The sequence below is a fragment of the Kitasatospora sp. NPDC054939 genome (assembly GCF_053610105.1).
Genome location: NZ_JBSGXP010000137.1, coordinates 1 through 22,970, shown reverse-complemented (window position 1 = coordinate 22,970; position 22,970 = coordinate 1). Strand labels below are relative to the sequence as shown.

Annotated in this window: 19 protein-coding genes and 2 pseudogenes; 12 read left to right on the top strand and 9 right to left on the bottom strand. The window is 72.8% G+C overall.

Annotation, left to right across the window (positions count from 1 at the left end; translation table 11 throughout):
* Positions 1-258 precede the first annotated feature (258 nt).
* On the bottom strand, positions 259-1,164 hold the full coding sequence (locus tag ACWGB8_RS30005; protein WP_452216758.1) for a hypothetical protein: 906 nt from the start codon (positions 1,162-1,164) through the stop codon (positions 259-261).
* Between the two features lie 24 nt (positions 1,165-1,188).
* Positions 1,189-1,320, bottom strand: a complete 132-nt coding sequence (locus ACWGB8_RS30000) for a hypothetical protein (RefSeq protein ID WP_452216757.1) — start codon at positions 1,318-1,320, stop codon at positions 1,189-1,191.
* Between the two features lie 197 nt (positions 1,321-1,517).
* On the opposite strand from ACWGB8_RS30000, the gene ACWGB8_RS29995 reads away from it, so the two are divergent.
* Positions 1,518-2,135 (top strand): hypothetical protein, encoded by a 618-nt coding sequence (locus ACWGB8_RS29995; protein ID WP_452216756.1) that lies wholly within the window; start codon positions 1,518-1,520, stop codon positions 2,133-2,135.
* A 182-nt stretch (positions 2,136-2,317) separates the two neighbouring features.
* Here ACWGB8_RS29995 and ACWGB8_RS29990 read toward each other — a convergent pair whose 3' ends face one another.
* Positions 2,318-3,847, bottom strand: a complete 1,530-nt coding sequence (locus tag ACWGB8_RS29990) for a sigma-70 family RNA polymerase sigma factor (protein ID WP_452216755.1) — start codon at positions 3,845-3,847, stop codon at positions 2,318-2,320.
* Between the two features lie 685 nt (positions 3,848-4,532).
* On the opposite strand from ACWGB8_RS29990, the gene ACWGB8_RS29985 reads away from it, so the two are divergent.
* The 3 genes from ACWGB8_RS29985 (at position 4,533) to ACWGB8_RS29975 (ending at position 7,660) form a co-directional block, all read left to right on the top strand.
* Positions 4,533-5,987, top strand: coding sequence for a hypothetical protein (locus tag ACWGB8_RS29985; RefSeq protein WP_452216754.1), 1,455 nt, complete (start codon positions 4,533-4,535; stop codon positions 5,985-5,987).
* Positions 5,988-6,122: 135 nt separating this feature from the next.
* The gene (locus ACWGB8_RS29980; RefSeq protein ID WP_452216753.1) at positions 6,123-6,974 is read left to right on the top strand and encodes a hypothetical protein; all 852 of its coding nucleotides are present in this window, start codon (positions 6,123-6,125) and stop codon (positions 6,972-6,974) included.
* Positions 6,971-7,660 carry an RICIN domain-containing protein gene (locus tag ACWGB8_RS29975; RefSeq protein ID WP_452216752.1) on the top strand — a complete coding sequence of 230 codons (690 nt, stop codon included), beginning with the start codon at positions 6,971-6,973 and terminating at the stop codon, positions 7,658-7,660. The genes ACWGB8_RS29980 and ACWGB8_RS29975 overlap by 4 nt, the downstream gene beginning before the upstream one ends.
* Positions 7,661-7,788: 128 nt before the next feature.
* Here the strand turns inward: ACWGB8_RS29975 and ACWGB8_RS29970 are convergent.
* Positions 7,789-7,932, bottom strand: a pseudogene (locus ACWGB8_RS29970) (TetR/AcrR family transcriptional regulator C-terminal domain-containing protein); the annotation flags it as partial.
* 1 nt (position 7,933) lies between these two features.
* Between ACWGB8_RS29970 and ACWGB8_RS29965 the strand changes: the two are divergent.
* A pseudogene (locus tag ACWGB8_RS29965) lies at positions 7,934-8,902 on the top strand (FAD-dependent oxidoreductase); the annotation flags it as partial.
* Between the two features lie 6 nt (positions 8,903-8,908).
* Positions 8,909-9,214, top strand: a complete 306-nt coding sequence (locus ACWGB8_RS29960) for a hypothetical protein (protein WP_452216751.1) — start codon at positions 8,909-8,911, stop codon at positions 9,212-9,214.
* Here the strand turns inward: ACWGB8_RS29960 and ACWGB8_RS29955 are convergent.
* Positions 9,211-9,768 (bottom strand): YceI family protein, encoded by a 558-nt coding sequence (locus ACWGB8_RS29955; RefSeq protein WP_452216750.1) that lies wholly within the window; start codon positions 9,766-9,768, stop codon positions 9,211-9,213. The two genes, ACWGB8_RS29960 and ACWGB8_RS29955, sit on opposite strands and share 4 nt — an antisense overlap.
* A 568-nt stretch (positions 9,769-10,336) precedes the next feature.
* Here ACWGB8_RS29955 and ACWGB8_RS29950 point away from each other — a divergent pair.
* Positions 10,337-11,470: a methyltransferase domain-containing protein gene (locus ACWGB8_RS29950; RefSeq protein WP_452216749.1), complete on the top strand. Its 1,134-nt coding sequence runs from the start codon at positions 10,337-10,339 to the stop codon at positions 11,468-11,470.
* Between the two features lie 168 nt (positions 11,471-11,638).
* On the opposite strand, the gene ACWGB8_RS29945 is transcribed toward ACWGB8_RS29950, so the two are convergent.
* Positions 11,639-12,310, bottom strand: a complete 672-nt coding sequence (locus ACWGB8_RS29945) for a TetR/AcrR family transcriptional regulator (RefSeq protein ID WP_452216748.1) — start codon at positions 12,308-12,310, stop codon at positions 11,639-11,641.
* A gap of 209 nt (positions 12,311-12,519) precedes the next feature.
* Between ACWGB8_RS29945 and ACWGB8_RS29940 the strand changes: the two genes are divergently transcribed.
* Positions 12,520-13,716 carry an NAD(P)/FAD-dependent oxidoreductase gene (locus ACWGB8_RS29940; RefSeq protein WP_452216747.1) on the top strand — a complete coding sequence of 399 codons (1,197 nt, stop codon included), beginning with the start codon at positions 12,520-12,522 and terminating at the stop codon, positions 13,714-13,716.
* A 436-nt stretch (positions 13,717-14,152) separates the two neighbouring features.
* Here the strand turns inward: ACWGB8_RS29940 and ACWGB8_RS29935 are convergent, their stop codons facing one another.
* The 3 genes from ACWGB8_RS29935 to ACWGB8_RS29925 form a co-directional block, all read right to left on the bottom strand.
* Entirely contained in the window at positions 14,153-16,144 is a 1,992-nt protein-coding gene (locus tag ACWGB8_RS29935) for a family 20 glycosylhydrolase (protein WP_452216746.1), read from the bottom strand.
* Between the two features lie 868 nt (positions 16,145-17,012).
* Complete coding sequence (locus tag ACWGB8_RS29930; RefSeq protein WP_452216745.1) at positions 17,013-17,570, bottom strand: DM13 domain-containing protein; 558 nt, start codon at positions 17,568-17,570, stop codon at positions 17,013-17,015.
* Positions 17,571-17,754: 184 nt separating this feature from the next.
* On the bottom strand, positions 17,755-18,798 hold the full coding sequence (locus ACWGB8_RS29925; protein ID WP_452216759.1) for a hypothetical protein: 1,044 nt from the start codon (positions 18,796-18,798) through the stop codon (positions 17,755-17,757).
* Between ACWGB8_RS29925 and ACWGB8_RS29920 the strand changes: the two genes are divergently transcribed.
* The 4 genes from ACWGB8_RS29920 (at position 18,711) to ACWGB8_RS29905 (ending at position 22,922) form a co-directional block, all read left to right on the top strand.
* Positions 18,711-19,487: a hypothetical protein gene (locus tag ACWGB8_RS29920; protein WP_452216744.1), complete on the top strand. Its 777-nt coding sequence runs from the start codon at positions 18,711-18,713 to the stop codon at positions 19,485-19,487. The genes ACWGB8_RS29925 and ACWGB8_RS29920 overlap by 88 nt on opposite strands.
* Complete coding sequence (locus ACWGB8_RS29915) at positions 19,397-20,626, top strand: ricin-type beta-trefoil lectin domain protein (protein WP_452216743.1); 1,230 nt, start codon at positions 19,397-19,399, stop codon at positions 20,624-20,626. Before ACWGB8_RS29920 ends, ACWGB8_RS29915 begins: the two co-directional genes overlap by 91 nt.
* Before the next feature lie 369 nt (positions 20,627-20,995).
* A complete protein-coding gene (locus tag ACWGB8_RS29910) occupies positions 20,996-22,630 on the top strand; it encodes a LuxR C-terminal-related transcriptional regulator (protein ID WP_452216742.1) in 1,635 nt (544 codons plus the stop codon).
* Positions 22,593-22,922: a hypothetical protein gene (locus ACWGB8_RS29905; protein WP_452216741.1), complete on the top strand. Its 330-nt coding sequence runs from the start codon at positions 22,593-22,595 to the stop codon at positions 22,920-22,922. Before ACWGB8_RS29910 ends, ACWGB8_RS29905 begins: the two co-directional genes overlap by 38 nt.
* The last annotated feature ends 48 nt before the right edge of the window (positions 22,923-22,970 follow it).

The window sequence follows — 22,970 nt, the reverse complement described above, 5'->3', positions numbered from 1 at the left end:
CCGGGGGCCGGGGGCCCGGGGGGCCCCGCTTTTGGACCCGGCGGGTCGGCACCCCTCGCGGGGGGTGGGGTCCCCGTTGGGGCCGTGTGCCCCCCCGCCTACCGCCTTCCGGTCGCCCCCCACCCCGTCGGCGTCCCCTCGCGCCGAACCCGAGGCGTTTCGGGGGCTGTAGGACGCGATCTCCTGTGCGTCGGGGTCCTCGCGTCCCAACCGCAGGGCGATCACCAGGCTGCACACGCCATCGACTCCACGGGCATGTCAGAACGGGCTGCCGTAACTGCCGTGGTAGCCACCGAAGTAGTGGCCGCGGCCGGTGTCGGGCTCCCGGTATCCGTCGTCGTGGTAGGAGTACCTGTCGGCGTAGGCCGACCCCCACGACCTCTCGCTGGAGCCGAAACTCGTGGATGAGGGGAAGTGCTTCAAGGCCGCGGGGGGCTGCTTCAGCCGGGGCCACCGTCCTGTCATGACCAAACCCCACCATCTGCCGTTCGATACACGGTCACCCGGCACCGAGCACTCGTCCTCCACCGCCCGGCGCGCGTTCGCATCCCAGTCGATCCTGGCCACGCCGCCCTCGATCAGGCCTGCGAGCGCCGCCAGCAGGCCGACCGCATCGAGCGGCTCCGCGGCTCGCCGTCCACGGGGGAGCACGTGGGCCGGCGGGACGTCATGGCGGAACACGTACACAGCGGACGGGCGCGCCTGGATCCACTCCCACACCGCCCTTTCGGCCAGCGGCAGACAACGCTGCACCGTCGCCCGCAGTCGCTGCTCCAGCAGCCGGCGCTCCTCCTCCCGGTGAAGGCGGAACCGCTCGTCGATGACCTCCATCACCGGCCGGTACCGCTCGCCGGCCGCATCGAACCGCTCCTCGAATCTCCGCCGTGCCCGCTTCACCCGACCCGGCAGCCACCGCAGCCACCAGGGCCCTGACTCCACCGCACGAAGCCGCCCGACCGCCTCGGTGACCGCTGTCCGGTACGTGTCCGCGGCGTCCCGCCACTGCCGGCACTCCTCCTCGGTACCGGAGAGGGCCACGTATCCCGGGACATCGTGGTCTCCGGGGACGACGTCGTAGAGCCATTCCTGCCGTGGACGCAGGCCGCCGAGCAGTCCGACAGGCTCCAACCGTACGGAAACCACCCCGTTATGATCCGCGACCACGGGCCACACCTCCCCGCACCATTGTCAGCCCCGCACGCCGCGGGCGGAACCGGCGTGGAGGGTGCCGTGGTGGATCCAGTGGTCGCCGGTCTGGGGGCAGTGGCCGGCGAGGCGGGGCAGCGGCATCGTTCTCAGCTCCACCTCCTGCACCGGCATGATGCCGAACCACATCCGCCCTCTCGCAGCCCCACCGAAAGGGGGCGCACGCGCTTGTCCGGGGGCGCACGCCGGCGCACACCACCTCGTCGGGCCGCGGAGTTTCGCCGATCCGGTGGTGCGGTCCACCAGCGCTGCGGCATCGTCGATCCCGCGCCCCGCGGGGCGCAGCCGGACCGACACGCGAAAGGGGTGCTGTGGACGAGGGCAGGCGGGAGACCTGGACGACGGAGGAGTTCGGCACCTCGCACGGGGGAGCGGTCGGGGTACTCCTGGCCGACGGCACCGTTCCCAAGCCGGTCTACTTCGCGCTGACGAGCCACGGGGCGGGGGAGAGCGTCGCGCAGTGGAGCGTCTACGACGGCCGGCCCCACCACGTCCGCGTCCCGCGGGCGGCGGCGCTGCGTGCGGTGTGCTCCTGCGGGTGGACCGGTGGCAGGCGGCCGCTGGACTGGGAGCTGATCGGCGACCAGGATCTGGTGGAGGCGGCCGGCGGTGTCGCGGAGGCGTGCGCTCAGGACTGGGACGAGCACACCGTCGAGGTGGCGAGGTCGGCCGTTCCCCTGCCCGAGGCCGTCACCGACCTGCTGACCCGCCTGGAGGAGGAGGTCGAGAAGCTGGCGAAGACCTCCCCGCTGGCCGCCCTGCGCGCAGCCCGCCGCATGGAGGTGACCGCCGCTCAGGCCGGCTACTGGGCCGCCCATGATGCCCGCCACGACACCGGCCCCGAGCAGGCCGCCGCGGCCCTGGGCCTCGACGAGGACGCCGCACGCCGCCTACTGGCCCGCTTCGGCCGCTGGCATCCCTACCTCTGAGCCGCGCCGCCGGGATGCGCCACGTTGCGGCCCGGGCAACCTCACCGAGGCCCTCACGCTGTTCCGCACCTGGGCGACCGCAAACACCCCCTGAACCTTTGCGCAACCCGGGCCCGAACCCGGCGAACCCGCAGTCCTGCCGTGAGTCAGCCTCTCGCTGCCCCGTCGTGTCCCCGGCTCGATCACGCCCCGAGCGGGCGCTGTTGCCAGCGGAAGGCCTGGCTGTCGTAGTAGTTCAGGCTCTGCGTCAGCTGGTCGCCGTCCCCGGGGTGGTCGGCCTTGGGCCAGTGCTTGAGGCCGAACAGCAGGCCGCTGGCCGTGTTGACCACCATGCCGTTGTCGCGGATGGTCCATAGCTGACCGCTGGTGTTGTTGGCGCAGTTCTCCTGGACGAGCGGGTCGCCGTGGGCGGTGCTGCCGCCGGTGCCGAGGCAGCGGCCGGTCCCGAAGTTCCTGATCCGTACGCTGCTCCCGACCGGGACGACGGTCCAGGTCTGGCCGGCGCTGCGGTTGCAGGTGCGCTGGGTGAGGGCGCCGCCGGGGTCGGCCTGGGCGCAGAGTCCGGTCATCGCGTTGACCATGGTCCGGGAGCCCGGGGGCGGGGCGGAGGCGGAGGGCGAGGGGGTGGCGGTGGTCGCGGTCGCGGACGGTGCGGGGGGCGTGGAGGGCGGTGCCGTCGTGGTCGGCGGCCGGTTCGCGGGCGCCGCCTGGATCGTCACCGGTGGCGGTGGCGCCGGTCGGTCGGTCGCGGGCACCAGGTCGGGTACGACGACGGCGGCCACGGTGGCGCTGGTGACGGCTGCGGCCGTCCACGCCGCTTTGGCGGTTCCCAGGCGCGCGGCGCCCAGCTTGGCGGCGGTGGCCAGGTGGGCGCCGTGGCCGGCGGCGGTGGGCCAGAGGACCTGGGGGCTCCACAGCAGGATGCCCACGGGCAGGAGCGCGCCGAGCCGGCCGTTGAGGTCGCGCAGGTCGCGCTCCGCACGGGCGCAGTCGGCGCAGGACTGGAGGTGGCGGCCGAGGTCGCGGTGGGCGCGTTTGTCGGACCGGCGTACCGAGGCGGCGATCAGCCGGCCGAAGTGCCGGCATTCCTCGCTGGTGCTGTGGTCGAGGTGGGCCCGCAGGTAGGCCTCGCGCAGGCCTTCGCGGGCGCGGGCGAGCAGTGATCCGATGCCCCGGGCGGTGATGCCCAGCCGCCGGGCGGTCGCGGCGGCGGGCTCGTGTTCGACCTCCGCGTGCCAGAGCACGGCCTGCCAGCGCTCGGGCAGTGACCGGTAGGCGTGCAGGACGAGCGATCCCTCCTCGGCGGCGAGCACGGCGGACTCGACGTCCTGGTCGGCGGGCAGGGTGTCGGCCCAGGTGTCGAAGTCGTCGGACAGCTGGGTGCGGGCGCCGTCGCGCGTCCAGTCCACCGCGGTGTGCCGGACGCAGGTCAGTAGGTACGGGCGCCAGGCGTGGTGCGGTCCGGCTCCCGAGGCGACCGCGCGGTAGGTGCGGGCGAAGGCTTCGGCCGCGAGGTCGTGCGCGGTCGCGTCGTCCCGGCAGCAGGTGCGGGCGTAGGCCAGGACGGCGGCGTGGTGACGGGCGAACACCTCGCCCATCACCTCACGGACGGCGGGCCCGGCTGCGGCCCGGGGTTCGCGCAGCAGGGCGGCCAACTCGGCGTCACCCAGGTCGGTGAGGTCCGCCCGGAAGGCCGTCGTCAGTACGCTCAACGCTCGCTCCGATCTGCTTGCCGAGGGCCGGTTGGATGAGTGCGTGGGGCATGTCCGCCCGCGGGGCCGGCCTGCGTCCCGGCTGGATAGCGCGCAAGTGTGCACGTCCGTGGGCCTGCGCGGCAACGCGCGACGGTCCGCGGGCGGGGCCACGACGGTCCGTCGGCAGGGGAGGCCTGCGGGCGAGCGGGCACCCGTCGAAGCGCCCCGTCGCCCGGTGACGGTTGTGGCGCCCGGCTCGTCCGTATCCGGACCGTCAGTCGGCCGGCCCGCCGGAGATCAAGCTTGGTAAAGCCTTGGCAAAGTCGCGGGTCGTCCGGCGGCCGGCCCGGTTTCCCCGTCAGGAACCGGGAGGCAGGAGGCACCGCGTATGACGACCGGTCGGCACCCCGTGCGACCCGCCCGTCGGCGGGTGGACCGCGCACGCCTGCGCGGTGGGCGAACGCTCCCTCACGGCGCAGCGGCAGGCCGTTCCCCCTGCCCGCCGGGACCCCGTCCCCGACGGTCCGCCCGGCCCGGCGAACCGCCAACCGCCGGTGATCCAGCTGCCGTACCACCCAGCCCGCCCGCACGACCCGCCCGTTCGCACGACCCGCCCGTTCGCACCACCCAGCCCGCCCGCACCACCCGCCCGTTCGCTGCCGCGCACGCCGTGGCCGAACCCCACGAACCGAAGGACCCACGCATGGCACGCCGTACCTCCCCGAACGATGCGACCCGCCGCGCCCCGGCCACCACTCTCCTCGCCGTCGCGGCCGCGGGCGCCCTGGTCGCCCCGGCCACGGCCCTGACCACGCCGGCGGCGGCCGCCGATCCGGGCCCGCAGAAGACCGACCGGCACCTCGTCGTGCTCGTCAACTTCCGCAACGCCAAGCTCGTCGAACCGGACGTCGACCGCCAGGAGGCCCGCAACCGCTTCTTCGGCCCGACGGCCTCCCTGGCCTCGTACTACGCGGCCAACTCCGGGGGCCGGTTCAGCGTCGTGCCGGCCAAGGGGGACGGGGTGATAGGACCGTTCGACCTCGACATGGACAACTCCACCTGCGACAGCCGGAAGATGGCCGATCTCGCCCGCAAGGCCGTCCCGTCGGACGTGACCTACGACCACGTGTCGATCGTCATCCCCAGTACGAAGGCCTGCCAGTGGTGGGGCCTCGGCTACCAGCCCGGGAACGTCACCTGGCTCCAGGAGGGAGCCGTCAAGGACACCGCCGCCATCGTCCACGAGGTCGGCCACAACCTCGGCCTCGCCCACCAGGAATGGCACGTGTGCACGCCGGGCAGCTTCACCGCCTGCACCGCCGACGGCCACAGCGCCCGGACGCCGATGGGCGGGGGCGGCGAGAAGAAGGGCCTCTCCGCGCCGGAACTCCTCGCCCAGAAGTGGCTGACCCCCCAGCAGACCACCACGCCCACCGCCACCACGACGGTGCGCCTCACCCCGCTGCACGCCGCCCCGAACACCCCCGGGACGCGCGCCGTCGACCTCCCCCTGGGCAGCGGCGGCGACCGGGTCGTCGTCGAGTACCGCACGCCCGACCCCGGCACCCCGGACCTCAACGTCGCGCAGGGTGTCGTCGTCTACCGCGTGCCCAAGGGCCGGTACGACCACGCCGTCATGATCACCAACAGCAAGCGGGACGACAGGACCACCGTCGGCTCGTTCAAGGGCGGCGCGCCCCTCACCGACACCGCGAGCGGCCTGTCCATCAGCGTCACCGGCACGACCGCCGCCGGCGCCGAGGTCCAGGTCACGCTCGGCACCGGCGCCACCCCCGGTCCCACCTCGGGTCCCAACCCCGCCCCCACGTCGAGCGCCTCACCGGGCAAGCCCGGCACCGGGACGACCCCGACCCACACCGCCGCCCCCACCCCCGGTCAGCCGACAGCCACCCGGTCCGCCGACGCCGGGGACGGCAACGCCGACGGCGACGACGCGACCGACATCGGCAGCACCGCCCTCCCGCCCCTGCCCGCCGCAACCGCCACCACCGCGGCCGCCACCGGCGACGCCGGCTCCCTCGCCCACACCGGTGCCAAGGTCGCCGTCCCCGCCGCCGTCGGCACCACCCTCGTGCTCGCGGGCGGCGCCACGGCCCTCCTCCTGCGCCGCCGCCGCACCCAGCACCGCCGGCACTGACCGCCCGGGTCCCGCCGACCACCCCGGTCGGCGGGACCCTCCCGGCGCCGCACCGGACACCACGCCGTCCATCCGCAACGCACCGGACGCCACGCCGTCCATCCGCAACCACGCACCCAAGAATCGGAACCGCCAGTGTCAGACCCAGCCGCCGACCTGCGCTCGGACTCCGAGCAGACCCGCCGGTCAGCAGCCCGAACGCTCGCGACCCGCCACGGCGGCGCCCTCCTCGCCTACACGCAGCAACTGTGCCGGGACGACCGGACCGCGCGCGCACTCGCCGACGAGGTGTTCGCCGACACCCTCGGGGCGGCCCGCTCCGGAACGGGCCCCACGCACGCATGGCGGCCCCACCTGCTCGCCGCCGCCAGACGCACCGCCGCCCGCTGGGCCGGCGACCACCGCGCCGCCGTACTCGCCCCCGCCTTCCTGGCCTGGCTCCACACCCTTCCCGTCCCGGACCCCGCCACCCCGCGCACCCGGGCCGACGTCCTCGCCGAAGCCAACTCGCCGACCCTCCAGGCCTTCCGCAGGCTCCCCGAGGAGGCCCGGGCCGAACTGTGGCAGTACCTGGAGGAGACCACCACGCCGGCCGACCGGCCCTACGCCACCGCCGTCCCGCCCGTCCGACTCGTCCGCAGCTTCCACGACGCCTACCTCCAGCTCTACGCCCTGCACACGCCGCGGCGCGACTGCCGCCAACTCGTCGCCAGGCTCGGCGACGCCGTCCGCCGCGGCCACGGGGACGATCACGCCCTCGAACACCACCTGACCCGCTGCCCCGACTGCGCCCACGCCCGCATCGAGCTCGTCGCCATCCACACCTGGCAGCGGCCCGCGCTCCTCAACGCGCTGCTGCTGTGGACGGGCGACCCTGGGCCCGCGGGCGCGTCGGCGCTGCCCGTCCACGTCCCCCGGGCCACTCCGCCCAAGGCCGCGCCGCCCGCGCCGGTTACCGTCGGCGCCCCTCCGGGCGGTCCCTCATGATCGGCCTCATCGTGCTCGGCCTCGCCGTCCTGACCGTGGCGGCGGCCGCCCGACCGATGCCGTCCCCGGCCCCGGTCCCCTCCGCGACCTCCGTCCCCTCCGCGGTCCCCTTCCCGAGCCCCTCGCCGGTCCGGCCGACGGACCCCTCCCCACCGACTCCCGCCGCCACCGGCGCCGCCACGACCGCCGGCGAACCGGGCCCGCCGACGAAGTCCGCCACCCTCACCCCGTCACCCACCCGCCGGCCCGGCGGACTGCGCCTCGTCAACCTGCGCACCGGTCTGTGCGTCACCCCCGGGGACAGCGACAGCGTCCGTCTGGCGACCTGCACCGGCGCCGACTCCCAGCACTGGCAGTTCCTCGACGCCGACGGCGACGGGCTCCACCAGGTCCGCAACGCCGCCGGCGGCCGCTGCCTGGACGGAACCACCACCGGCGGCAACACCGTCACCGTCGTCCTGCGCGACTGCCGACCCGACCACCGGGAACAGCTCTGGAAGCCCGTCCCCGACCGCAACCCCGCTGCCCTCCGACTCCACTTCGCCCCCCAGGCCACATCCAGCGACTACGCCGACCACCTGCTCGGCCCCGCCGACATCTGGCCGGGCCCGGCCAAGGCCGGCTCCCCACTCGTCCGCCAACCCAACTACTACAACAAGGACGACTTCCTCTTCACCGCGAGCTGACCCCCGCCCGCTCTGCCGCCTCCGAACGCCGACCCGAGCACTGCCGCAGGATCCGCTCCCGCCCAAAGCCGCTCGGGGGTGGTCCGCCCACCGAGGCTCGCCCGCTCACCCTCGGCACGAGCTGAGCATCACGCCGGCGGTCGGGCGATTCTGGCGGCCACGGCGTCGAGGACCCAGTCCAGTCCGGTTGCGAAGGATGTCTCGGCGTCCACGTCCGTGCCGTCGTGCACGGCCTTGGCCAGCGCCGGGAATCGGCCCGTGGCCAGCATGCGAGGGCTGGGCCAGCTCGCGTTGGACAAGGCAGGGCTGCTGGCGGAGTTCCGGGCGCTGTCCCGTCCCGAGGGGCAGGCCATGCGCATCCTGGACACGGACGGGACCGTCCTGCGCGACTGGCGCCCCCGCCCGGACGACCGGGCCAACCCCGAGATCGACCGCGGGCAACTCCGTGACCTGCTGCTCGGCCCGCTCGACGTCCGGTGGGGCCGGAGCGTGACGCAGGTGATGCCGGGGACCGGGGATGGCGTACTGGTCCGTTTCGCGGACGGGCGAACCGAGACGTTCGACCTCGTGATCGGCGCGGACGGCGCCTGGTCCCGGATCCGCCCCGCAGTCTCGTCAGCGACACCGCACTACACCGGCGTCACCTCGGTCGAGACCTCCGTCGACGACGTCGACACCCGCCACCCCGACCTCGCCCGGTTGATCGGCGACGGTTCCGTGGCTGTGTACGTGTGAACCGCTCCCTCGTCGCCCAGCGCAACAGCGGCGGCCACGTCAAGGTGTACGCCAAGTTCCGCGCGCCGCTGGACTGGCACGGGAACCTGGACCCGGCCGACGTCGAGGCCCTGCGATCGAGCCTGCTGGCCCTGTTCGACGGCTGGGCCGCTCCGGTTCTCGACCTCCTCAGACACGGCACCGCTTTCGTCCACCGCCCCCTCCACACCCTGCCCGTGTCCCACACCTGGACCCACGTCCCCGGGGTGACGCTGCTGGGCGACGCCGCCCATCTGATGCCCCCCCTTGGGGGCGGGCGCGAACCTCGCGATGCTGGAAGGCGCCGAACTCGCCGAGGCCATCGCCACCGGCCCCGGAGATCTGGATGCGACCGTCCGCGCCTTCGAGGAACGGATGTGGGCACGAGCCGCCAGGTGGGCGAAGCTCACGACGGACGGTCTGGAACGCCTCGTCAGCCCGAACCCCGCCGAAGCCATCGCCCACTTCGACCAAGTCCAGCCGTCCTGACCGCCGATGGAATCGTTCCGATGCCAGTACGTCGCGAACCGGACCGCGGTGGACCTGCTGTGGGGCCTGCCGGCCGACCGGCCCGAGGTCGACGTGCTGCGCACCGTCGAGGCCGGCTGCCCGAGCCACACCGTCCCGGTGGTCCCCCGGCCTGCTGAGCCGGGCACCCCTGCCCGCGGCGCAGCCGGGCGCCGCGGGCAGGGGCCGGTGATGGTGATCTGCGGTCAGGTGGGCCGGCTGCGGATCACCCATGAGCCCTGTGACGTGGTGACCGCCCTGCCCGTCCCCAACCCCACAGGTCGGTACGGCTAGCCCTGCTTGATCGCGGAGATGTCGAACTCCAGGACGATCTTGTCGCCGACCAGTACGCCGCCGCCTTCCAGCGCGGCGTTCCAGGTCACACCGAACTCCTTGCGGGAGATGGTCGTCGAGCCCTCCAGGCCGACCCGCAGATTGCCGTGCGGGTCGACGGCGTGGCCGGTGTACTCGAAGTCGATGGTGACCGGCTTGGTGGTGGTCTTGATGGTGAGGTCGCCCGTGACCCGGTAGTCGGTGTCGGACTTCTGCTCGATCTCGGTGCTGCGGAAGGTGATCGCGGGGAAGTTCGGCGCGTCCAGGAAGTCGTTGGTGCGCAGGTGCTGGTCGCGCTGCTCGACGCCGGTGTCGATGCTCTCCGTCCTGATCGACACCTGAACGGCCGACTTGGCCGGGACGGTGCCGTCCAGGTGCGCGGTGCCCTCGAACTGGAGGAACGCGCCCCGGACCTTGGTGACCATGGCGTGGCGTGCGACGAAGCCGATGCGGGTGTGGGTGGGGTCGACGACGTAGTCGCCGGTGAGCTCGGCAAGGCCGGTGGTCGTGGTCACGGTGCCTCCGTAGGTTGTGATCCCGGCGACGGCTCGCCCGGATCAGTCCCTGCGCACGCTATGGCGCGGCACGTTCCCGGCCCGGTCGAACTCGCACGCCGACGGGAAGTTCCACTCTGACCGGTGACATTTGACTGTTCGCGCAGCCCGTGGCCTGGTGCGCACCAGGAGGCGATTGGGGGCTGGAGGACCTGGTCGAGGCGGGCCCCGCGGCCGAGTCGGCCGTGGCCTGGCCCTGGTCCACCGCCTGACCGGCGGGTACTGGGGCACGACGCGGGAGACGTTCGGCACGACCGTTTCACGCAGACCTGTGCACCGCTCTCCCAGCCGGGCTTAGCGCCCGCCCGTGCCCCGGTGCGCCGGGGCGCCCCTCTACTACTCCCGAGCCGCGAGGGGCACCATCGGAGCGACGACGAGGAGGTCGGCATGGACAGCGACGGAGGCCACGGCGCGGAGGTTCGAGCGGTGGTGGCGAGGGGGACGGTCACCCGGTTACCCCGTGGACGCCGCCGTCCGACCCGCCGTCCCCTGACGGCACCACCCCGCCAGGGGACGGGGGACACCGCAAGTGACGCTCGCACCTGAGCAGGAGGGCCGCCCCGGGCCGGGGCGGCCCTTCCCCGTCGCCGACGCGTGGGCGACGGCCTTCGACGCCGTCCCGCGTGCGCTGTTCCTGCCGGACCTGATCTGGGCGTACGACATGGCCACCGGGAGGAGCCGGCCCCTGGAGCGGGCCGAGAACGAGCAGGGCTGGCTGGCGGCGGCCGCCGCGGACCTCCCGATCGTCACCCAGTGGGATGACGGCGAGCACCGGCGCACCGAGCCCGGAACGGTGCCGACCAGTTCCGCCTCGATGCCGTCGCTGGTCGCCTCGATGCTGGACGACCTCCAAGCCGAGCCGGGGATGCGGGTACTGGAGCAGGGCACCGGCACCGGCTGGAACGCCGCGCTGCTCGCCCACCGGCTCGGCGACGCGAACGTGACCACGGTCGAGATCGACGCCGCCGTGTCCGCCCGGGCCCGCACCGCACTCGGGCGGGTCGGCTACCGGCCGACCGTCGTCTGCGCGGACGGGGCGCTCGGCTGGAAGGACGGGGCGCCGTACGACCGGATCACCGCGACGTACGGGCTGCGGGAGATCCCGCGGGCCTGGATCGAGCAGACCCGGCCCGGCGGGCTGATCCTGGCGCCGTTCGGCACCCACTACTCCAATGCCGACGCGCTGGTCCGCCTCACCGTGACCGGCGACGGCACCGCCTCCGGACCGTTCCTCCAGCGGGTGGAGTTCATGAAGATGCGCTCCCAGCGCCTGCGGTGGCCGCAGAATCCGCCGGACGGCGGCACCGTCACCGAATACACCACCACCGCGGTCGTGCCGCCGCACGGAAAGTCCGACCCGTTCCCGCTCGCGGCCGGCCTGCGTCTGCGCGACATCGTCCACGCGATCCAGCCGCACGACGACGGCGCGCGGACCCTGTGGCTCTACTCCCTCACCGTTCCGGCCTGGTCGGCGACGACCTTCCGGGACGGCGAGGACGCGCACAGGGTCCGCCAGTACGGCGGGCGCCGCCTGTGGGAGGACTTCGAGCGGACCCTCGCGTGGTGGCACGAGGCGGGCGAGCCCGGCATCGAGCGCCTCGGACTGACCGTCACCCCGGACGGCTGGCACGCCTGGCTCGACGAACCGGCCCAGGCGATCTGACCGACCAGCCGGCGCCGCGGGCCCGCCTCGCGGCGCCGGGCCGGCTCCCGCGCAGCTCACCCAGCCGCTGTACCGAGTGCTGCCGGCCTGCGGGTTCGTGGTCGGTGCGGGGTGTCGGCCGGTGATCGTTCGTCGACACCGTGGCCCTCCCGCTGCGCGGGTCCGGGGTCAGGGCCGTCCGGTGCGTGGGGGGCCGTCGTCCTGTCGGCTGTCCGTCTCGTGTTCCCTGATCGCCGCCTCCACCAGGGCGCGTGCCGCCCAGGTGATCGCCTCCTCCTCGGCCTGCGGGTCGAGGCCGCGGACGTCGCGCAGGGCGATCTGCGCCTCCCAGCCGACCACGATGGTCAGTGCTGAGATCAGGCGCTGGTACGCCTCGTCGCTGAGGGTGCCGCGGAGCGGTGTGCAGGCCTGCTCCAGCCATTCGATCCGGCGGGGGCCGCGGCGGGGCCCGGTCGGTTCCGGGGCGCCGCCGGTCGGCGGATCGACGGTCAGGCGGATCAGTCGGCGGCCGAGGGGGAGCGACTGCGGTGAGTACTTCAACAGCGTCCTTATGAGGGCGTCCACCCGGGCTGCGGGGTCGTCGGCGATCGAGGGGTCGGAGAGTGCCTCCTCGACCGGGGGCTCGTTGAGCGCACCGGCGGTCGCGTCGATGAGCAGGTGGTCGAGGCTCGGGAAGTACGCGTAGACCGTGCGACGCGAGACGTCGGCGGCGGCCGCGATCTCGTCGACGGACGGCGTCGCCCCTCCGGCGCTCAGCCGGACCGCCGCCTCGACGATGGCTTTGCGGGTGCGGCGGCGCTGCGCGTCGCGACCGCGGCGTACTGGGTCGTCACTGGTCATCGTGGACTGTCGCTCCCAGGTCGGTCGGGTCCGGCCGGGGCTTGACGGCCCCTCAGGAGCTGAGTATACCTTCATGCAGTCGCTGCACAGCAGTGCAGTGAATGCATCGATGTGAGTTCTCTTTGTGGGGCAGGCCACACGGACGTGGCTGTCACAGGGAGCGGGTCACCGGTGTCTTGAGTGCAAACCCTGAAAGCGGAGGAGACGCCATGAACGAGAACACCGACGTGGTCGTGATCGGCGGCGGGTACGCCGGAGTCATGGCAGCCAATCGCCTGACCCGGCGCGGCGATGTGACCGTGACGCTGATCAACGCACGCCCCACCTTCGTGGAGCGGATCCGTCTGCACCAACTGGCGGGCGGAACCCACGACGCGGTCGTCGACTACCGGGAAGTCCTGGGGGAGGGCGTCCGGTTGGTCGCCGACACCGTGACCCGGATCGACGCCGCCGGGCGCAGCGTGGAGCTGGCGTCGGGCGGCGCGGTCCGCTACGACTACCTGGTCTACGCGGTGGGCAGCACCAGCACCGACCCGCAGGTTCCCGGGGCGGCGGAGTTCGCCCACCCGCTCGCCACCTTCGAGGAGGCGCAGCGGCTGCGGCCGGTCCTGGACGCCGCGCCCGCCACGGCCGCGGTGACGGTGGTCGGGGCGGGTCCGACCGGCATCGAGACCGCCGCCGAGCTGGCGGAGGCGGGCCGGAAGGTGACCCTGGTGTGCGGCGGTGTCCTCGGCCCGTACCTGCACCCCCGGGGCCGGCGCGCGGTCGCCAGGCGCCTGGCCGGGCTCGGAGTGACCGTGCTCGACGGCCCCGGTGCGCGGGTGACGGCCGTGACCGGCGATGCCGTGCGACTCGACGGCGGCCGCGAGCTGCCGAGCGCGGTGACCATCTGGACCGCCGGCTTCGGGGTGCCGGACCTGGCCGCGCGCAGCGGGCTGACCACCGACGTGCTGGGCCGCCTGCTCACGGACGAGACGCTGACGAGCGTGGACGACGCGCGCATCGTCGCGGCCGGGGACTCGGCGGCACCGTCGGACCTGCCGTTCCGCATGAGCTGCCAGGCCGCCGGCCCGCTGGGCGCCCACGCCGCCGACACGGTGCTCAGCCGGATCGCGGGTGAACAGCCCGCGCCCATCAACCTCGGGTTCGCCGGTCAGTGCATCAGCCTGGGACGGAACGCCGGCATCTTCCAGTTCGCCGACAAGGCCGACACCGCGAAGCGGCTCCACCTCGGTGGGCGCCCCGGCGCGGCGCTCAAGGAGTTCATCTGCAAGCACACCGTCAAGCAGCTGACGAGCGAGGCGGGCAAGCCCGGCTCGTACACCTGGGCGAAGGACGACAAGCGCCGGCAGCTCCTGCAGGCCAAGCGCACGGAAGCACCGACCCCCGCCGATCAGGCCGTTTAGGGGTGGGTCGGAAGACCGGCGCCGACCGCTTGACGGCGGTCGGCGCCGTGTGGATGTACAGGTCCGCCATCTGCATGCGGGTGCGCGCCGCCATCGCGTTCTCCTCGGCGAGGGCCGCCGCGGCCGGCCGGTCGTTGCCGACGGCGAGTGCACCCACGGCACGTGTGCCGAGAAAGGCCACCGTGCCCTGGAGCACCCGCATGTCGTCGCTCTCGCGGGGCAGTGCCGCCACCACCTGGTGGCGGCGTTCAGTTCGCAGGTGAAGAAGGTGGGCTCGCGCTCCAGGTCGCCGAGCAGGACGTTCCCCGCCGGGTGGTAGCGCAGCTCCTCGATGAGCCGGCCCGTGCCGCCGGGGACCCACGGTGAGCGAAGGCCCGTGCTCCGCCGTCAACCGGGCGGCGGAGCACGGGCCGGTGGCCCGACCGGGCGGGTGTGGTCAGCCGGAAGCCGGGGCGCCCGCCGTTGCGGTGTGCGCGGTGGGCGTGCGGGTACCGCTCGGCGGGGGCCCGTAGACCTCGATCTCGTACAGCGAGTAGCCCCAGGAGGTGTCGCGCGCGGTGCCGTACATCCGGAGGTAGCGGCCGGAGCCGGTCAGGCCGGTGAGGTCCTGGAGGCCGCCGGTGCCGTTCGTGGTGGAGTGGATGGTGCGCCAGGTGGTGCCGTCGTCGGAGACCTGGATCCGGAAGGCCTTGCCGTACGCGGTTTCCCAGCGCAGAACGACCCGGTTGACCGTCTGTGTCGAGCCCAGGTCGACCTGCAGCCACTGCGGGTCGCTGTAGGTGCTCGACCAGCGGGTGGCGCCGTCGCCGTCGGTGGCGAGGGCGGCGGGGAAGTCCGCGGTCTCGGTGCTGGAGGCGGTGGTCGGCCGGTTGCGCGCCAGGTTGCCGGGCTGGCCGGTGCCGGGCCAGGCGGGGTTGTGGCCGACGGCGGCGGCGATCGGGACGAAGGAGGCGTAGGTGGCCGTCAACTTGGGCGATCCCCAGGTCTGTTGGGCGAGTCCGCGGAGCGGGTACATGATGCCGGCGGCGATCTGGTCCTCGGTCTCGGCGTTGGGGTTGTCGCACCAGACGTGAATCAGTGAGCCGGGGTTCTTCGTCGGGTCGGCGAGGGTCCGGCCGCCCTGGAAGAGGTCGGGCGTCCAGGTCTCGTACATCCACCTGGTGTCGGGCTTGGCACCACCGAGCACGTAGTAGGTCGGGGTCCAGGACTGGTTGGCGACCCGGTGTCCGGCGGCGGCCAGCTGCTGGGGGGTGAGGCCGTAGTCGTACCAGTACTCGACCACGATGCCGGCGTCGGGAGCGATCGTGCCGTCGCCGGCCTTGATGCCGTCGTTCCACATCCGGGTGGTCTTGCCGGCGGCCCGCACCTGCGCGTCGGACCAGTTGACGAAGCCGTAGTAGGCGTCCTTGGCGGTCGCGTTCGCGCCGTAGTGGGCGCGGGCGTAGGCCAGCAGCTGCGGATAGCGGCTGTAGTCGTCGACGTACTCGTCGGCGCCGATGTGCCAGTAGGGGGCAGGGAACAGCGGCAGGTACTCGTCGAGCAGGTCCTTGATCAGCGTGTAGGCGCCGGGCATCGAGAGGTCGATGAAGGCGGGATCGACGGTGCCGGAGCTGTTCCGCAGCGCGAGTTCGGGGTGGGCGGCGAGGATCGGGTTCATGTGCCCGGGGGTGTCGATCTCGGGGACGATGGTGACGTGGTACTTCCGCCCGAGGGCGACCAGGTCGGCGATGTCCTGCTTGGAGTAGTGGTCGGCGGAGACGATCTCGGGGTGGCTGGAGCTCTCCAGGCGGAAGCCGTAGGTGTCCGACAGGTGGAAGTGGAAGTAGTTGAGCTTGAGGTAGGCCAGCTCCTTGATGTGCCGCTTCACCCAGTCGACGGTGAAGAACTTCCGGCCCTGGTCGATCATCAGCCCGCGTTCGGCCTTGGTCGGCCAGTCGAGCGCCGTCCCGGCCGGTACGGTGGCCGACCCGTGGAGCAGTTGGAGGACCGTCCGGGTGCCGTTGAAGGCGCCGGTGCTGGTGCCGGCCCGGACGGTGATCGCCGATGCGACGGTCAGCCGGTAGCCCTCGGTGGGCAGCGAGTCCTCGCCGAGGGTGAGGGCGATGTCTCCCGAACCGGGGGTGCCGACGGTCACCGGGACGCTGCGGCCCTGCAGTTGACCGAGGTCGTCGGCGAAGGTGGCCGCGTCGTCGGCGAGTTGGGCGCTGTAGGCGGGATCGAGGACGATCCGGCTCCCGGTGGTGAAGGTGAACGAGCCGCTGCCGGGAGTCCATTGGCGCAGCGCGGGTACGGTCTGCGGCGGCGCGGCGGTGGCGGCAGCGGTGTTGGCGGCGGAGGTGGCGGCGGCACTGTCGGCGGACGCCGAACCGGGGAGGACGAGGGCGGCCGCGGTACAGACGGCCACGGTCAACAGCCTGAGCAGTCTCACGGGGAGCTCCAAGGGGCAGGCGGGGGAGACCCGGGGTGCGGGGGATCGGAGGTGCCGGGCGGGGCCGGAACGGGTCGGCTGGGCTGAAGGCCCGGTCCCTGGCGGCCGCATCGACGCCGGACTGGTGGGCGGGACGGGGTCGCCGACACAGACCCCGACAGCCCTGGCACACGTGCAGAGGGCAGAGCTGAACTGGCACCAGTGCAACGCAATGTTCGGAACCGGGTCAATAGTTGATTGGAACTCGGCTGAATCGCGCAGGATTGCGCACGGCCGTTGACGCCCGATGAACCTCCGCGTATCGAGGCCCGGCGCGGTGCCTCGCCCTGCGCCGGGAGGCGACATCTGTCAACACCGGCCCGGCGTGCTCGATCGCCGGCGCCCTCGTCGAGCACGCCTCGCCGCGGCCCCGGCCGAGAGGCCTGCTCCACGGGCGCGGCTGCCGCAGTGGACTGGACCAATTCTGAAACGATTCCGGCCAGCGGAGACGGCGGCCCGGGCCCGGGTCCGGTGTCGGCTGTCCTGCGCCTGACCGAGAACCTCTGGCGACAGGTGGCGGACGCGGGTGCTTGATCCACCACCACGTCCGGCACGGGTGGGCCGACGGCGGCGACGCAGGCAGGCTCGTGACCTGGGCGAGGGATGTCCTGTCGCTCACCGCCGAGGTCGGCAGGCGCAGCGACGGCGCCGAGGGCCGTGTTGTATTGCGCGTCGTCGGGTCGTCGGGTCGTCGAGAGGAGCCTGGCGTGGATCGGCCGCCGACGCCGCTGCGTGCGCGACTACGAGCGGCTGCCCGAACACCACGCAGCCATGGTGCAGTGGTCAGTGATCACGACCTGCCGTCTCGCCCGCCCGCGTAGCCAACGGATCAGGTGCGGCTGAGCTCGGCGGCGCCGAAGGAGACGTCGAAGCGGTCGCACCAGATGGTCACGCTGGTGTAGTCGTCGAGCGGGAGATCGGCTGGGATCGGGTAGTTCTGGTCGCCCTTGTTCCCCTTGAGCTTGCCGAGGCTGACGTACTTCCCGTCGTCGAACACCCGCCAGCCTCCCGGGCCTTCCTTCACGGGCGCGTCGGTGAGCCAGACGCGGAGGTCGGGGCCGTTGCTGGTGTCGAGGTTCTCCAGCCGGAGTGTGCGGGACCCGTCGGGGAGCTGAAGGACCTTCACCGAGCCGGTGGTGGTGTGCTCGTGGCTGATCAGCGATCCGCCGGCGATGGTGCGGAGCCCGGTGGTGGGTGTACCGGTGGTGGGTGTGCCGGTGGTCGCGGTCCCCGTGGCCGAAGGCGCCGGTGCGTGCGGCAGGGCGTCGCTGATCCTCTCGTCCGTCCACAGCTTCCAGGGCTGGAACCAGTAGACCCCGGCACTCGCGAGGACCGTCACGACCAGCACCGCACCCAGCAGCAGACGCCGCCTGCCGTTCCTCGCCACCACAGCAACCCCACTCGTCGAGACCTCTTCGAACCAGCCCGATTCAACCCTCCGAGCCCTGCCGAGGTCCAGAATCGGCCTGATGACGAACGACTCTGGTCACCGGCTCGCGGGCCGGTTCGCCGGTATCGCCTGGTCCGCCTCCCCGGGGCGGCGGACCGGGCGATCGGTGGGTGCGGGGTCGTCAGTGCACCTTGACGTTGTTGACGTGAGCGCTCCCGAAGTTCCCGCCGTTGGCGTAGAACGCCATGCGCGCGATGCCGGGGGCCTGGGTGCGGAACGGTGCGTCGGTCAGGACGCGCTCGTCGTCGATGAAGAGGTCGAAGCGCTGCCGCGTCGTGTCGACGACGAGTTTGACGTGGTACCAGGTGCCCTGTGTGTAGGGCATGATGTCACGGCGGGTGGTCCCCGAGTACGCGACGATCTTGCGCTCGAAGAACCCGACGCTGATGACCTGCTCGTTCGCGCTGTTGTACAGGTAGGGCAGGCCGAAGTAGTCGCCCTTGGTCGTGTTGTCGTTGCGCATCACGTCGGCCTCGAAGGTGACGGTGCCGGTGAGCGGTTCGGGGAAGGTGCGGGTCAGGTTGGTGCCCGGCAGGCCGCCGGTGTCCTGCCCCCTGGTCAGCTTGACGCTCCGGTCGGTGGAGCCGGGGGTGCCGGTGACCTCGACCTTGTTGCCGGTGGAGACGACCGTCCACCCGTTGGTTCCGCTCGCCAGTGCCCCGGTGGGCAGGGCGTCGAAGGTGTCGCCGACGATGACGTGCTGGAGGGCGCCGAGGTCGGGGGCGGGGGGCAGTGCCGTGCCGTCGTAGTCCGCTCCGCCGTTGTCGGCGATGGCGAGGCCGGCCCGGACGGCGGGCGAGTCGGGGCGGATCCGCCAGTTGAGGCCGGCATCCAGGTACGGACGGGTGGCGCCGGTGGGGGTGGCGCTGCTCGCGGTGGGGTTGACGAACTTCGGGTCGGCCGCCACGACCTCGTTGTCCTCGCCGGTGGGTACGTCCGGGCTCGCGCCGCTGTAGAGGTTGTGGTCGTACGTGGTGCCACTGTCCTCGAACATCGAGGCGCCGGAGTGCGTGGTGTGGAAGATGTTGTTCTCGAACCTGTTGGCGCCGCCGGCCTTGTCCTGCCTGATCACCTCCGGTGCGGTGTTGTGCACCGTGTTGTTGTGGAACCGGGTGGTGGCGCCGGAGGCGTTGGCCAGGTGGATCGCCGCCGCCGAGTTGTTCACGAGCACGTTGTACCGCGACCGACGTCATCCGCGACCCCGAGTTCGCGAAGGCCGTGTCGGTCGTCAGTGCCCACTACCCGTGCGAGGGCGGCAACGGCGGCGGCGGGACGGGCGGCGAGGCCTACTCGTGCCCCGTCGACGCCGACGCGCGCAACTCCGGCAAGCCGCTGTGGGCGGGCGAGAACGGCTCGCAGGACCTCTTCTCCGGTGCCGCGCCGCTGATCCGCACCTTCACCCGCGGCTACATCGACGGGCGGCTCACCGCCCACCTCAACTGGCCCGTGGTCGCGGCGATCTACCCTAACCAGCCGTACAACACCGCCGGCCTCGTGCTGGCCAACCAGCCCGCGTCCGGGACCTACACCGTGGGCAAGAACACCTGGGCGACCGCGCAGATCACCCAGTTCACCTCGCCCGGCTGGAAGTTCCTCGACAAGGGCTCCGGCTACCTCGGCGGCGTGGAGAGCAACGGCACGTTCGTGACGCTCAAGTCGCCCACCGGCTCCGACTACTCCACCGTCATCGAGACCACCACCGCCACCGTCGAGCAGACGGTCCGGCTCAACGTCTCGAACGCCTGTCCTCCGGCCCCGTCCGCGTGTGGGCCACCAACGTCAACGACACCAACTCCACCACCAACCTCGAACGCCAGGCGGACATCGTCCCCGTCAACGGCTCCTACACCCTGAAGGTCAAGCCCGGCCACGTCTACACGCTGACCACCACCACCGGCCAGGGCAAGGCCACCACCGTCGTGCCCATGCCTGCAACCGTCCCCCTCCCGTACTCCGACAACTTCGACAGCACCGTCCTCGACCAGCAGCCGCGCTACCTCTCCCAGCAGCAGGGCGCCTACGAGGCCACCCCCTGCGCCGGTGGCCGCACCGGGCGGTGCCTCACCCAGCGGGCGCAGGTCAAGCCGATCGTCTGGAACGAGGGCCACGACGTCGACCACCCGTACACCATGGGCGGCGACCTGAGCTGGACCGACTACACCGTCGCCGCCGACGCCCTGCTCCAGAAGGCCGGCTCGACGCGACTGATGGCCCGCACGGGCTACCAGGGCTGGCACCCCGGGCTCTTCGACGGCTACTACCTCCAGGTGTCCGACACCGGCGCCTGGTCCATCGTCCGGTCCAGGAGGGACAGCGACGGCACGCCGAACGACGGCCACACCACCGTCCTGAAGAGCGGCACCGTCCCTGCCCTCGGCACCGGTACCTGGCACCGCCTGGCCCTCACCGTCAACGGTTCCACGCTGACCGCCGCCATCGACGGCACCACCGTCGGCTCGGCCACCGACACCTCCTTCACCACCGGGATGGTCGGGCTCGGCGGCGACGGCTACCGCAACGACCGGTTCGACAACCTGACGGTCACCCCCCTCGGCTCGCCCACGGCCGTCACCGGCCCGATCACGCTCACCGACTGGGGCAACAACGTCATCGGCTGCCTCGACGGCAACGGGCCCAGCAGCCCGGAAGGGACCGCCGTGCGCAACTGGGCCTGCGACGGCGGCACCGCCCAGAAGTGGACCGTGGGCACCGACCGGACCGTCCGCATCAACGGCAAGTGCCTGGACGTCTACCGCGGCGGGGTCGCCGGCGGCTCCAAGGTGGTCCTCTGGGACTGCCACGGCGGCTCGAACCAGGAGTGGATCGCACAGATCGGCACCCTGTACAACCCGGTCTCGGGACGCTGCCTCCAGGTCCCGACCGCCAAGCGGTTCGACGAGCCGGGCTACGCGATCGCCGCCGGCACCCAGCTGACCATCGACCGCTGCGACCAGGGCGACCCGCGCCAGCGGTGGAGCCGGCGCAGCGCCTGACACCCTCTCCAACGCCGACGCACGACGCCCGGCCCACCGGACCAAGCCTCCGGTGGGCCGGGCCGGGCCGGGCCGGGCCCGTGCCACGGGGCGGGCGCCGGCGTGCTCCCACTGGTGCCGAGCACCGACCGCCCCGCAACGCAGCGGGAGCCCCCCGCGGCGGACGTGCCCGTTCGCCACCGAGGGCTGCCCCGGCGCATCCGGGCGGCGCAATCGGGTACGGATCTCCGTCCATCCCTGCACCGCGCGCCGGCCGGGTCCGTCGCCTCGCGCCGGCGCCCCCCAGGGTCTCGTGGCGTGATCGTGGTGCTGGTGGGGTGCCGGGGGGGGTGGGAGGATGGGGTCCCGACTGCAGGTGTGGAGGCGCCCATGGGAGATGCGCAGGCAGGCGGCCCCGGGTTCCTGCGCCACTGCGCCCGCGGCGTCTTCAACGCGGCCTACGGCAAGGCGGCCCGAGGCTGCGACGACGAGGCGGCCGCGCTCCTGGCCGAGGCCGAGGAGCTGGCCCGGCGCACCGACTACCTGCTGCTGGAGGACTTCTGCCGGCTGGTGCGGGTGCAGCTCGACCTCGCGACCGGGCGCTGGCACGGCCTGGGCGCGAGGATCGAGGAACTCCTGCGGAACACCACCGAGCCGACCTTCGGCTTCTGCCTGGAGACCGCGGCGGCCGTGCTGGACACCGCGCAGGGCCGGGCGGAAACCGCCCGCGCGAGTCTGGGGGCCCTCGTCACCGACCTGGAGGAGAACCCGGACTTCGACGTGGTGCCGGACGCCGTGGTCGCGCTCGCCCGGCTCGACCTGATGGCGGGCGACGCCGCCGGGGCGTGGCGGCGTCTCGGACCCGTGGTGGCGCTCCCGATCGCGGTCGACGCCGCGCTGACCTGCGGGCACACCGATGGGGCGCGACAGCTGACCGAGGACGCGGAACACGGCATCGAGGGCCTGACCGCCCCGGGGATGGCCGGCGACGTGCAGTGGGCGCGGGGGCTGCTCACCGCGGCGCCCGACCCCGGGAGAGCGCTCGCCCACCTGGACCGCGCCCGGATCCAGTTCCAGGCGATCGGACGGGTGCACACCGCGGCCCGGATCACCGAACGGATCGGCCGGCTGAGGCTCGCCACCGACCCGCGCCGCCCGGCGCTCGCCACCCACGACCTGCGGGAGGCCCTCGACGTGTTCACCCGCCTCGGCGCGACGCAGGACGCCCTGAACTGCGAGCGGGCGCTGCGGCCGTGGGCGCGAACCCACCCGGCCGAGCCGGGCCGCCGGGGCTATGGCGACGCGCTGTCGCCCCGCGAGCAGCAGGTCGCCGAGCTGCTCGCCACGGGCGCCGGCAACCGGGACATCGCCCACGCGCTGGGCCTGTCACCGCGTACGGTCGAGCACCACGTCGCCCGCACTCTTCGCAAGCTCGGCGTCACCCGCGACCGGGTCTGTCGGCAGCCTCGTCCGGCCGGTGAGCGCCGAGCGGCGGGTGGACCTGCCGGCCCGGCCCGACCCGCACTCCCTGGTACGGGCGGTGCTCAGCTGCGCAGAGGGCCTGATGGCCGAGTCGCCGGTCGGCGCCGAACTGCTCGTCGGCGCGGTCGTCGCAGTGAGCGGCCCGCCGTCGGCCGATGGTCGCGAGAAGCCCGACGGACGATGCCTGGACGCCTGGGACGAGAACTTCCGTTCCGGATCGGGCGTTGTGGTCGGCAACTGCTGGGGGCCGGCCAAGCAGAAGTGGAGCTTTCTCCTCAGCCGGTGGCAGCACCCCACTCCCGGGATCACGCCTCTCGACCTCGCCGTCGACCACGCGGCCAAGCGGTGCCAGGCGGCACCGGACTCCTGCTCCTGGACCATGCAGGCCGAGGGGCCGGCAGCCCCACTGCCGACCTCGTGCGAGTCGGTACCGTGGTACAACAACACGCCCGGTCCGCTGGAGCACACGTTCATCCTGACGAAGACCACCGGCTGGTCCAACGAGATGGGCAGCGAGGTCGAGGTCGGCTTCGAGACCGGTGAGATCGGGTCACTGATCGCCAAGGTGACCGCCAAGCTCAAGGTCTCCTACAAACACGTGTGGACGGGATCCGAGAGCGTCGCCAACCAGACGAAGTTCGTCGTGCCACCGGGGAACTACGGCTGGGTCACGCTCTCGAAGATTTCCCGCAAGGTCACCGGTACCTGGACCTTCGACCTCAACGGGTCTCCGTGGACGGCCAACGACACGATCAGCGTGCCCCTCGAATCCAGTGACGGTGCCCGCACCGTCTACACGGCGCACGCGAGCGACACGCCACCGGTCTGCTCCTGACCACGTCCTGAGCTGCCGCGCCGCCGAACCGCGATCACGGTTCGGCGG

Coding starts and splice junctions, on each gene's coding strand:
- ACWGB8_RS30000 (WP_452216757.1), bottom strand. CDS start 1,320: ATGCCGGTGCAGGAGGTGGAGCTGAGAACGATGCCGCTGCCCCGCCTC.
- ACWGB8_RS29985 (WP_452216754.1), top strand. CDS start 4,533: ATGGCACGCCGTACCTCCCCGAACGATGCGACCCGCCGCGCCCCGGCC.
- ACWGB8_RS29975 (WP_452216752.1), top strand. CDS start 6,971: ATGATCGGCCTCATCGTGCTCGGCCTCGCCGTCCTGACCGTGGCGGCG.
- ACWGB8_RS29960 (WP_452216751.1), top strand. CDS start 8,909: ATGGAATCGTTCCGATGCCAGTACGTCGCGAACCGGACCGCGGTGGAC.
- ACWGB8_RS29945 (WP_452216748.1), bottom strand. CDS start 12,310: ATGACCAGTGACGACCCAGTACGCCGCGGTCGCGACGCGCAGCGCCGC.
- ACWGB8_RS29940 (WP_452216747.1), top strand. CDS start 12,520: ATGAACGAGAACACCGACGTGGTCGTGATCGGCGGCGGGTACGCCGGA.
- ACWGB8_RS29910 (WP_452216742.1), top strand. CDS start 20,996: ATGGGAGATGCGCAGGCAGGCGGCCCCGGGTTCCTGCGCCACTGCGCC.
- ACWGB8_RS29905 (WP_452216741.1), top strand. CDS start 22,593: ATGGGCAGCGAGGTCGAGGTCGGCTTCGAGACCGGTGAGATCGGGTCA.